This window comes from Nonomuraea antri (assembly GCF_013283785.1).
Classification (GTDB): domain Bacteria; phylum Actinomycetota; class Actinomycetes; order Streptosporangiales; family Streptosporangiaceae; genus Nonomuraea; species Nonomuraea antri.
The window spans coordinates 26,962-38,064 of sequence record NZ_JABCPZ010000091.1; the positions used below are offsets into that span (position 1 = coordinate 26,962).

The following is an 11,103-nucleotide window of genomic DNA, read 5'->3' on the forward strand; positions in this document are numbered from 1 at the left end:
AGCCTGGACCTGCCCGTCGTGCTGCTCGGAGTGCTCGCGGCCGGGGGCGCGTATCTACCGCTCGACCCGGCCGACCCCGAGGAACGACGGCGCGGCATGCTCGAAGACGCCGGCGCCGAACTCGTCCTGACCGAGGCGAAACCGGGCGGGGACTTCACGGCACGGCCGGTGCACGAGGACAACCTGGCCTACGTCATCTTCACCTCAGGCTCCACCGGGCGGCCCAAGGGTGTGGGTGTCTCGCACCGGGCGATCGTCAACCGGCTGCGCTGGATGCAGAACACCTTCCACCTCACCGACCAGGACCGGGTCCTACACAAAACCCCGACCACCTTCGACGTGTCGGTGTGGGAACTGTTCTGGCCCCTCATCACCGGCGCCACCTTGGTCATCGCTCGACCGGACGGCCACCGCGACACCGCCTACCTGCGTGACCTGATCAAGGCCGAGCAGATCACCACCGTGCATTTCGTGCCCTCCATGCTTCAGGCATTTCTGGAGGAAGAGGCCATCCAGCCGCCGAAGCGGATCATCTGTTCAGGCGAGGCGTTACCGCCCGGCATCGACCTGCCCGGACTGCACAACCTTTATGGGCCAACCGAAGCCGCCGTCGACGTCTCCTGGCACCCCTGCCAACCCGGCGAACCCAACGTGCCCATCGGCAAGCCGGTCGACAACACCACCCTGCACGTCCTGGACCAGCACCTCCAACCCGTCCCCATCGGCACCCCCGGCGAGCTCTACATCGGCGGCGTCCAACTCGCCCGCGGCTACCTCGGCAAACCCGCGCTCACCGCCGAACGCTTCCTCCCCTTTTCCAATGGCCAGCGTCTCTACAAGACCGGCGACCTGGCCCGCTGGCTGCCCACCGGCGAACTCGAATACCTCGGCCGCACCGACCACCAAGTCAAGATCCGCGGCATGCGCGTCGAACTCGGCGAGATCGAAACCGTCCTGCGCCGGCAGCCGGGCGTCCGCGACGCCGCCGTGGCCGCGCACGATCACAGCCTGGTCGGCTACCTGGTGGGCGACGGCGGCGTGCCCGAGCTGGGCGACGTCCTGCCCGACCACCTGATCCCGCGCCGCTGGGTGCACCTGGACGCGCTCCCCCTGACCCGCAGCGGCAAGCTCGACCGCGCCGCGCTGCCCGTCCCTGAGACGGCGGGGAGCAGGCCGTACGTGCCGCCGCGCGACGAGGTCGAGGCGCGCCTGGCCAGGCTGTACGAGGAGGTGCTGCAGGTGCCCGCGGCCGGCGTCCTGGACGACTTCTTCGAGCTCGGCGGCCACTCGCTGAGCGCGCTGCGGCTGGCCGCGCGCGTCCGTCAGGAGCTGGGGCGGAGCCTGCCGGTCGGCACCGTGCTCAGCGCGCCCACGATCGGCGCGCTGGCCAGGGTGCTGCGCCAGCCGGACGACCTCGCGCCGCCGAGCCACGTCGTGCCGCTCAACCCGGACGGCGACCGTCCGCCGATCTTCTTCGTCCACGCGCTCGGCGGCCAGGTGTTCCGCTACCACCCGCTGGCCCGCAGGCTCGGCCCCGACCAGCCGGTGTACGCCATCGCCGCGCGCGGGCTGGTGCCGGGCGAGCAGCCGCACGCCACGCTGGCCGAGATGGCCGACGCCTACGTGGCCGACCTGCTGGAGGTGCGGCCGTCCGGGCCGTACGTGCTGGGCGGGTTCTGCATCGGCGGGAACATCGCGCTGGAGGTGGCCAGGCGGCTGCGCGAGCGCGGCGAGCGAGTGCCGCTCGTCGTGCTCTTCTACGCCAACGCCGAGGAGCCGGTGGCCGGCGCGTCGCTGGAGGACGACACGGTCCTGCTGTTCCACGCGCTGGCCGGCTCGCCGGACGAGACGCTCGGCCTGGACGCGGCCGAACTCGCCGCCCAGGCGCCGGAGGAGCGGCTGCTGGCGGTCATGGGCGCCGCCTCGGCCGCCGACCGGCTGGCCCCCGACACGGCCGAGGTCGAGCAGGCGCGCCGCTACCTGGCCGTGTTCCGGGCCAACGCGCACGCGGTCGGCGGCTTCCGGCACGAGCCGTACGACGGCGACGTCGCGCTGTTCGCGCCCAGGCCGGAGGACGGCGGCTGGCCGTCGGTCGCCAAGGGGCGCTTCGCGCACGTCCCGATCCCGGAAGAGCGCGTCCCGATCCTGTACGAACCCCTGGTCGCCGATGCGGCCACCGAGATCAGAAGGTGGATGGATCATGGCATCCCCGACCAGTGAACGAACCGGCCTGTGGCGCAATCCGGACTTCCTGCGCCTGTGGGCCGGGCAGAGCCTGTCGCAGTTCGGCTCGGCGATCACCTATTTCGCGATCCCCGTCATCGCGATCACCGTCCTGCACGCCTCCGATGAGGAGATGGGCGTGGTCGGCTTCCTGCTGCGGGTTCCGATGGTGCTGTTCCTGGTCTTCGGCGTGCTGGCCGACCGGGTGCGCAAGCGGCCCATCCTGATCTGGACGGACGTGGCGCGTTTCGTACTGCTGATGCTGATCCCCCTCGCCTGGTTCGCCGACATGCTCACGCTGACCTGGATCTATGTGGTCATCTTCGGCATCGGGCTGCTCAGCACGCTCTTCCAGACGGCCTACCGCAGCTACTTCCCGTTCCTGGTGCCGCCGGAGAACTTCCTGGAGGGCAACTCCAAGCTGCAGCTCACCGAGTCGACCGCGCAGACGTTCGGTCCCGGGCTGGCCGCGGCGCTGCTGAAGGTGCTGGCCGCGCCCGCGCTGCTGGTCATCGACGCGGTGTCGTACCTGGCCTCGGCGGTGGCGGTGGCGCTGATCAAGCGCCCCGAGGCGCGGCCCGAGCCGGACGACACCACCGCCGGCCAGGTGCACAAGGCGATCTGGCAGGGCATGGGCTGGGTGCTGCGGCACGAGCTGATCAGGCCGCTGGCCATCTCGTCGGCCGTGTACTCGCTGTTCATCCTGGGCTCGATGAACTCGATCTACGCCCTCTACGTGATCCGCGACCTGGACGTGCCCGCCGAGTGGTTCGGCAGCATCCTGGCCGGTGGCGGCGTCGGCGCGATCATCGGGGCGCTGCTGGCGGTGAAGATCATGCGGCGCTACCCGATCGGCGGGGTGCTGCTGTGGTCGATCGTGTACGGCAACGTGGCGCTGTTCCTGATCCCGCTGGCCACCGGCCCGGTCTGGGTGTCGGTGGCGATGCTGGTGGCCGCGCAGCTCGTCAGCGGCGTCAGCTCGCAGGTCTTCTTCGTCACCAACACCACGCTGGTGCAGACGATCACCCCGCCGCATCTGCAGGGCCGGGTGGTGGGCTCGATCTACTCGCTGGGTCTGGTCCCCGCCCCGCTGGGCGCGCTGGGCGCCGGTCTGCTGAGCGGCGCCGTCGGCACGCGTACGGCGCTGTGGGTGGTCATCACGATCGGCGCGCTGGTGCCGATCGTGGCGATGGCCTGGTCGCCGCTGGCCAAGCTCAAGCGGATGCCGGAGCCAGACCGGCGATGAGCCGGAGCTGGCGGCTGCGCAGCCGCCGGGTGGGCGTGACCAGGCCGACGATCAGCGTGGTCGCGCCCGCCTCCTGGTAGGCCGCCATCCGCTCGCGCACCTTGCCCGCCGGGCCGCACATGGTCATCGCGTCGACGAGCGCGTCGGGCAGCATCGCCATGGCCTCGCCCTGCCGGCCGTCCAGGAACGCCTCGCGCATGAGGGTGGCCTCGCGTTCGAAGCCGAGCGTGGCGGCCAGGCGGTTGTAGAAGTTGGTGCGGCGCGAGCCCATGCCGCCGAGGTAGAGGGCGAGCATGGGCCGCATCATGTCGTAGGCCAGCTCCTGGTCCTCCTCGACGAGCGTGAGCACCATGGGCGCGATGTCGAGCCCGGTCCTGTTCAGGTGCTTGGCCATGGTGGCCAGGTGGTCGGGCGGGAAGTGGATGGCCAGCCAGCCGTCGGCCAGCTCGCCGGCCAGCGCGACCGTCCTGGGTCCCATCGCGGCCAGGTAGACCGGCAGCCGGTCCTGCACCGGCGAGACGGCCAGCGTCAGTTCCTTGCCGTCGCCGCCGGGCAGCGGCAGCGTGGTGGTGGCGCCTTCGTGCCGCACCGGCTCGCCGTCCAGGGCCTTGCGCACCACCTGGAGGTAGTCGCGGGCGCGGGCCAGCGGCCGCTCGAAGCGCTCGCCGTGCCAGCCCTCGACCACCTGCGGCCCGGACAGGCCGACGCCCAGCCGGGCGCGGCCGCCGGAGAGCTGGTCGATGGTGGCCGCCGTCATCGCGGCGACCACCGGTTTGCGTCCCGTCATCTGCAGGACGCCGGTGCCCAGCGCGATGCGCTCGGTCTGCCCGGCGATCCAGGCCAGCAGGCTGGCCGGGTCGGTGCCGTAGGTCTCGGCCGCCCACACGGAGTCGTAGCCCAGCGCCTCGGCCTCTCGGACCAGCGCCAGGTGGTCGGCCGGGCCGAGCCCCGCGCCGCCCCAGTAGCTCATGCTGTAACCGAGGCGCATCCCATCTCCTCAGCGATCGCGGCGGCCAGGAGGTCCGGGGTCTCCTCGGCCAGCCAGTGGGTGGAGTCGAGCTCGCGTAGCGCGATCCCGTGCGTGCTCTGCCTGCGCCAGCCCAGCAGGCCGCCCCTGGTCAGGGAGGCGTCCCTGGCGCCGTACAGGACGGAGACGGGCACCGGCAGCGGCGGCCCGGCCCGGTGGTGGTAGCCGGCCAGCAGCCCGAAGTCGGCGCGCAGCGCCGGCTCGAGCACCGGCCAGAGCGCCTCCTTGTCGGCCAGCTCCGGCGGGACGCCGCCGAGCGCGATCAGCTGCTCCCAGAACAGCCAGGACGGCAGCGACGGCAGCCGGCGCAGCAGCGGCGTCACGTCCGGCGCGGCGAACGAGCCCACGATCAGCCGTTCCGGCCGCCCGCCCAGCTCGACCACGCGCCGGCAGACCAGGAACGCCAGCAGCGCGCCGCTGCAGTAGCCGAACAGCGCGTACGGCTCCGGCCGGGCCGCGAGGTCGCGGGCCAGGTCGTCGACCAGCCCGTCGAGGTCCGTGCGCGGTTCCTCGGCGAGCCTGGCCTGCCGTCCCGGCAGGTTGACCGACCACAACCCCACCTCGGCGGGGAGGTGTCCGGCCAGCTCGCCCAGCGAGGCCGGGCCGCCGCCCGCGTGCGGGAACGCCAGCAGCGCCCGCTCGCCCTCCCTGACCTGGACGAACCACGGCGTCATCGGGCCTCCCCCAGATGGGCGGCCAGCTCGGCCGGGGTCGGATGGTCGAACACGGCCCGCACCGAGACCGGCCGGCCCGCCAGCTCCTCCAGCGGCCTGATCAGCCGGACGGCCAGCACGGAGTGACCGCCGTTGAGGAAGAAGTTGTCGTGCGGGCCCAGGCCCGGGCGGTTCAGCGCGTCCTGCCACAGCGCCACCACCTGGCCCACCAGTCCGGCGCCCGCGTCCCTGACCTGGGCGCGGTGTTCGGCGGGGACGACCAGGTCGCGGTAGGCGATCTTGCCGTTGGCGGTGGTGGGGAGCCGGTCGGTGAAGACGTACCCGGTGGGGACGGCGTAGTCGGGCAACCGGGTCACGGCGAACCGCCACAGCTCCTCGCGCAGCTCCTGCTCGTCACGCGGGGCCTCACTCTGGGCCTCACTCTGGGCCTCGCTCGGGGCCTCGCTCGGGGCCTCGATGAAGGCGACGAGGCGGCCGTCGGTCTGGGGGTCGCCGTCGAGGATCACCGCGGCCGTCCGCACCGCCCGGTGCTCGTGCAGCGCCGCCTCGACCTCGCCGAGCTCGATGCGGTGGCCGCGCAGCTTGATCTGCCTGTCGTCGCGGCCGAGGAGTTCGAGCGCGCCGTCGTGCCTGATGCGTGCCCGGTCGCCGGTCCGGTAGAACCTGCCGTACCGATCGTGCCGGCCGAAGCGCTCGGCCGTCAGCTCGGGCCGGTTGAGGTAGCCCGCGCTCACCCCGTCCCCGGCCACGCACAGCTCGCCCGGCACGCCAGGCGGCAGCTCCCGCCCGGTGGCGTCGGTGACGAACAGCCGGGTGTTGGCCAGCGGCTCGCCCGCAGGCACCGGGTCGGCCGGCGGCTCGCGCAGCTCGGCGGCGGTCGACCAGATGGTGGTCTCCGTGGGGCCGTAGACGTTGAACACCCGGCAGTCCAGCTCCAGCAGGTCCCTGGCCAGGGCGGCCGGCATCGGCTCGCCGCCGCACAAGACCGTCCGCCCGGCCAGCTCCCGCCCGGCCTCCGGGGCGATCAGCCGCCACGCGGTCGGCGTGGCCTGCACCACCTGGACGTCGGCCGCGGCGATCAGTTCCAGGAACCTGCCCGGGTGCAGCTGGTCCTCGTCCGAGGCGACGACCACCGTGCCGCCCGAGGCCAGCGGCAGCAGCAGCTCCAGCCAGGAGATGTCGAAGGAGGTGGTGGTGGACCAGAGCACGCGCGACGGCGTGCCGAGCCGGTCGGCGAAGTCCAGCACCAGGTTCGTCAGGTTCCCGTGCGTGACCTGAACGCCCTTGGGCAGGCCGGTGGAGCCGGAGGTGTAGATGACGTAGGCGATGTCCGCGGGGTCTCCGGGTTCCTGCGCCCTCGTGGTGGCGGGCGTCCCCGTGGCGGGCATCGGGGCGACCGGGGTGTCGCCGGCCCACTGCGGTGCGCCTGCCGCGACCACCAGCCGCGCGCCCGAGTCCGCCACCTGGTAGGCCAGGCGCAGTTCCGGTTGCCGCACGTCCAGCGGGAGGAACGCCGCCCCCGCCTGCCACACGCCCAGCACCGCCGCCACCAGGTCCGCCGAGCGGTCCAGGGCCAGCGCGACGACGTCGCCGCGCCGTACCCCGCGCTCGCGCAGCAGGTCGCGGACCGCGGCCGCGCGGCCCAGCAGCTCGTCGTGACCCACCTCGCGCCCGCCTTCGCGCACCGCCACGCCCGGGCCTGTCGCGATGCGCTCGGTGAGCGTGCCCGCCCAGGTGCGGCGCGTGTCGTTGACCCGGTCGAGCAGCGCCAGGTCCGCCGGGGAGAGCACGTCGTGCACCGCGCCGGACGCCGCCTGCCGCACCACCGCGCACATCCTGGCCGTGAACGCGGCGATCTCGTCCTCGTCGTGCACCTCGGTGCTGTGCACCATCCGCACGGTGAGCCGATCGGGCTCCTGGATGACGTTGCACTGCAGGTCCAGGCGGCTGCGGTCGATGATGTCCTCGACGTAGCCGGGCACCTCGCCGTGGATGTGGACCTTCTCGTCGCTCCAGGGCCGGTAGTTGAACATGTGCCGGAACAGCGGGACCCGCCAGTCGTCGGTGCCGTGGCCGCGCCGGGTCAGCACCGACTCCACCGAGGCGTCGGCGTGCTCGACCCCCTCCGCGAACGCCTCCTCCACGCGCCTGGCGACCTGCTCGAAGTCGTCGTCCAGCTCGACCTGGACGCGCAGCGGCAGCGTGCTCACCGCGTAGCCGACGTGCGCGCGCTGCTCGGCCGACCTGGTGCTGACCGGCATGCCGATCACCAGGTCGGGGCCGGCGCCGTGCCCGCGCAGCGTCAGCAGGAAGGCCGCGGCCAGCACGATGTTGCCGGTGGTGCGCAGCCTGACGCGCAGCTCCTCCAGGGCCGCGACGGTCTCGGCGTCGACCTGCCAGGAGCAGGTGTGGCCGGCGAACGTCGGGTGGGCCGGGGAGTGCCTGCTGCCCGGCAGCACCATGGCGGCGGGGTCGACGCCGTCGAGCCGGTCGAGCCAGTAGCCGATCGACTCCTCCGACGGCTCCCCCGGCTCCAGCATCGGCGCGGGCGCCGCCAGCTCGGGCGGCAGCGTGCCGTGCCCGGTCTGGCTGTCGTAGTAGCGGCCCAGCTCCTCGACCAGGAGCTGCATGGAGGTGCCGTCCATGACGACGTGGTGGCCGGCCAGGCACACCACGGTCCCCGCGCCGTCGGGCAGGGTGAAGTGCCCGAGCCTGACGAGCAGGTCGCGGCCCAGGTCGAAGGGCTCGGACACGAACGCCTGCAGGTCCGCGACCAGCGTCTCCTCCGTCGTGGCCCGCGTCTCGACCTTCAACTGGACGTCCTGCGGCCCGGCCAGGTGCCTGACCGGCGACCCGGTCGTCGAAGGGAACCGGAGCCGCAGCGCCGGATGCCGCTTGACCAGCCGGTTCGCCGCGATCTGCAGGGGCAGCCTGCGCAACTGCGCCTCGAACCTGAGCGCCACGGCCAGGTTCGACACCCCGCTGTCCGGCGCGAGCTGCTCCAGCACCCAGAACGAGTACGGCACCGCCGACAGCGGACGCGGCTCTTCCACGGACGCGGGCGGCTCCGGCTCGGGACGCGGGATGTGCAGGCGTTGCAGCGGGTGATCGGGGTCGAGCGCGGCCCAGTCCACCCGGCCGCCGCCCGTCCAGAACCTGGCCACGGCGGCCAGCAGCCCGGGCAGATCCCCGCCCACCGGGATCCCGCCGCCCGCCAGCTCGGCCGTCACCTCTTCCAGGGGGCGGCCGGTCGTGAGGAGCGCCGGGTCCGGGGCCTCCGCTCGCACCCCCCACGCGGCCAGGGTGGCGGCCAGGCCGTAGGCGGTGGCGAAAGCGGCATACGTACCGGTCCCGTCGGTGCGTAGCTCGACGCCGCGTGACTCGTCTCCGAACAGCTCGACGCCGCGTGACTTGGACAACGTCTCCGCGCACACGTCCACGGCCTCGGTGAACACGCGTTCCACGCCGTACAGACCGGGGGCCGCGGCGGGGAGGGCCAGGCTGACCGGCTCCTGCTCGTAGGTGTGCTCGCGACCGAGCGCGAGAGCCGCCTCGCCGGCGCTCCGGCAGACGACCGCTCCCCTGACCGGGTGGTGGGCGCGCCCCTGCTGCAGGGTGCCCACCGCGTCGGCGAACCGGTCCGCGGGCAGCCCGGCGAAGAACCCCGCCAGCCCCCGCCGCACGGACTCGGCCTCCTCCCGGGTACGCCCGGACCACACCACCACCCGCGGCCGCCCGTCGCCCGGAGTGTGCACGGGCGGATAGCCCTCCTCGACCGCGAGGTCGTCCGGCCAGATCACCCGGTGCACCAGGTCGCCGTCGAGCAACGCGCGGTCGAGCAGCCGCAGGACCAGCGTGCCCCGCAGGGTGCCTGGCGCCAGTTCACCGGCGTCGGTCACGGCCAGCTCGCACTCCCCGGCCGCCAGCGCCGCGCAGGCCTTGCCGACCCCGCCGTACACCCGGACGACCTGCGCACCCGGATCGTGCCCGGCCTCCTCGGCCGCCCCTGTCTCCTGCGGGAAGCGCCCCATCGCGATCACGGCGATGGGCTGTTCGTTCAGGGTCACCGACCGTCCCTGCGGATCCTGGCGCGCACGTCACGGCGGCTGCCGCCGAGCGGGGTGCGGCGGACGCCGTCCTGCCTGGCGGGCGCCTGGCCCTGCGTGATCAGCTGCGAAAGCGCACGCAGGTTCGGGTGGGTGAACATCGCGGTGACCGGCAGGCTCAGACCCAGCGTGCCGGTGATCTCCTCATGCAGCTCGACCAGGGCGAGCGAATCGAGACCGGCCTCGAAGAAGTTCAGATCTGGATCGAGCGCGCGGCCTAACCGTCGCTCCATGAGAGATGCCACCGCGTCGGCCTGGGTCATCCGGCGTCCTTTGGTCTCGCCTGCGATCGGACGGGATCACCGTCCGCCTCCCAGCATCCTTACCGAGGCCCGCGATCGACCACAAGCCCGGATTTTTCGAGATTTCTGAGCCGACGACGCGCTCCGGCCGCCGGCTCCGGGCTCCCCCGTGCTCCCACCTGGTGATCTTGCCGTCGAACCCTCAGCCGGTGAGCGCCTCGTGCAGACGCCGCGCCTCGTACGACATCGAACTCGACCCCTTGCGCGCCGCCAGCTCCGCCAGCCCGGGCAGCTCTTCGCGCGCCCCGGCGAGCACCGCCGCCCGTACGGCGACCTTGAGCAGGTCGCCCAGCCCCGCTCTGGCCTTCTCCCCGGGTGCGGGCAGCAGCAGCGGCACCGCCTGAGCCAGCGCGGCCCACACGCCGGCGTGCGCCCCGGCCGACGTGACGTCGTCGAGCACGCCGGTGATCCGGTTGAGTTTCACCTGTTCGCTGCGGACCAAGTGGCCGATGGCCCGGCCGAGGTCGGCCGCGGGCAGCTCCCCGCGCGCGGCCAGCGTGAGAACGGCCTCGCCGGCCAGGGCCCGCTGGTCGGGAGGCTGATGCCCCATGCCGACGACGATCGCGCTCGCGGTCGCGATGCCCACCGGCCCGTCGTTGTGCGCCAGCGCGGCCACCGCCTCCACCTGACTGTGCCAGGGCAGGCATTCGAGCAGGTGCGCGGCCATGGCCTCCCGATGCGAGGGCATGATGGACGGCCACCACTCCATGTTCCTGGAGAAGGCGGGATAGGGGCTCTTGGGCTCGAGGGTCCACAACTCGGCCAGCGGCCCGTTGACGCGCTCGGGCGGTGCGAGCCTGGCGTGCGCCTCGCGCGACGACTGGTGGTAGTACTCGGGGCGGTCGAACGCCTCCAGCCCCCAGCTCACGACGGGGTCGGGCAACCCGCCGTCGCGCAGGCAGGCCGCCAGCCGCCGGCCCGCCACAGACGGCAGTCGCGCCGCCCGCGCGATCGGCTCGGGACCGATGCCGCGCGGCAGTCGCAGCAACGCCTGCAGGAAGTCGTGCTCCAGGGGTTCGGCGTCGCCCAGCCGTTCCATGCGCGCGACGAGGGTGGCGGCGTCGACGTGCCCGGTGGGGGCGGTCGGCGTGGCCAGCAGCACGGGAACCGTCTCGTCCCGTTCGAACAGGGCCATGACCTCGCGGAAACGTCGCTGGACGAATCGTTGCGGCGCGGGCTCCGAGCTCGGCCAAGCGCGGTTGCCGTCGTTCAGCAGCGCGGTGAGCTCGCGGCTGTCGGCGGGCGACACGACGGCCAGCGCGCAGCGCGACAGCAGGAAGCCGATGTGTTCGTCGCCGCCGGACATGCCGTGGGCGTAGGTTCGCGCGTCGAAGGGCTGCCGCCAGTTCGCCCGCCACCAGGGCTGTAATCCGGACACGACGGCGTCACGGTTCGCGTGGGTCAGCTCGACCAGGCCGGCCAGGGTGCGCTCGATCCGCGCCGGATCCTCCGGCCAGAGCGGTTTCTCCAGCTCGGCGGCCAGTTCCGCCACCGACGCGATGGGCGGGGCCAGGGCGGGCAGCGC

7 protein-coding genes (1 of these 7 only partly in view) are annotated in these 11,103 nt (G+C 73.1%); 2 read left to right on the forward strand and 5 right to left on the reverse strand.

The window, feature by feature from the left end; all coding sequences use genetic code 11:
* Both HII36_RS27360 and HII36_RS27365 read left to right on the forward strand, forming a co-directional pair.
* On the forward strand, positions 1 to 2,220 hold the 3' portion of the coding sequence (locus HII36_RS27360) for a non-ribosomal peptide synthetase (protein WP_173526127.1). The gene continues 1,407 nt to the left of window position 1, outside the view; 2,220 of the gene's 3,627 nt are visible here — the last part of the coding sequence; its start codon lies beyond the left edge, outside the window; it ends in the stop codon at positions 2,218 to 2,220.
* On the forward strand, positions 2,201 to 3,469 hold the full coding sequence (locus HII36_RS27365) for an MFS transporter (RefSeq protein ID WP_173526128.1): 1,269 nt from the start codon (positions 2,201 to 2,203) through the stop codon (positions 3,467 to 3,469). The genes HII36_RS27360 and HII36_RS27365 overlap by 20 nt, the downstream gene beginning before the upstream one ends.
* Here HII36_RS27365 and HII36_RS27370 read toward each other — a convergent pair.
* From HII36_RS27370 to HII36_RS27390, 5 genes are all read right to left on the reverse strand, one after another.
* Positions 3,438 to 4,457, reverse strand: coding sequence for an LLM class flavin-dependent oxidoreductase (locus HII36_RS27370; RefSeq protein WP_173526129.1), 1,020 nt, complete (start codon positions 4,455 to 4,457; stop codon positions 3,438 to 3,440). The genes HII36_RS27365 and HII36_RS27370 overlap by 32 nt on opposite strands.
* Entirely contained in the window at positions 4,436 to 5,170 is a 735-nt protein-coding gene (locus HII36_RS27375) for a thioesterase II family protein (protein ID WP_173526130.1), read from the reverse strand. The genes HII36_RS27370 and HII36_RS27375 overlap by 22 nt, the downstream gene beginning before the upstream one ends.
* A complete protein-coding gene (locus tag HII36_RS27380) occupies positions 5,167 to 9,237 on the reverse strand; it encodes an amino acid adenylation domain-containing protein (protein ID WP_173526131.1) in 4,071 nt (1,356 codons plus the stop codon). Before HII36_RS27380 ends, HII36_RS27375 begins: the two co-directional genes overlap by 4 nt.
* Positions 9,234 to 9,539 carry an acyl carrier protein gene (locus tag HII36_RS27385; protein ID WP_173526132.1) on the reverse strand — a complete coding sequence of 102 codons (306 nt, stop codon included), beginning with the start codon at positions 9,537 to 9,539 and terminating at the stop codon, positions 9,234 to 9,236. Before HII36_RS27385 ends, HII36_RS27380 begins: the two co-directional genes overlap by 4 nt.
* Positions 9,540 to 9,720: 181 nt before the next feature.
* On the reverse strand, positions 9,721 to 11,103 hold a 1,383-nt coding region (locus HII36_RS27390), incomplete at its 5' end, for a DUF7825 domain-containing protein (protein WP_217370024.1).

Coding starts and splice junctions, on each gene's coding strand:
- HII36_RS27365 (WP_173526128.1), top strand. CDS start 2,201: ATGGCATCCCCGACCAGTGAACGAACCGGCCTGTGGCGCAATCCGGAC.
- HII36_RS27370 (WP_173526129.1), bottom strand. CDS start 4,457: ATGCGCCTCGGTTACAGCATGAGCTACTGGGGCGGCGCGGGGCTCGGC.
- HII36_RS27375 (WP_173526130.1), bottom strand. CDS start 5,170: ATGACGCCGTGGTTCGTCCAGGTCAGGGAGGGCGAGCGGGCGCTGCTG.
- HII36_RS27385 (WP_173526132.1), bottom strand. CDS start 9,539: ATGACCCAGGCCGACGCGGTGGCATCTCTCATGGAGCGACGGTTAGGC.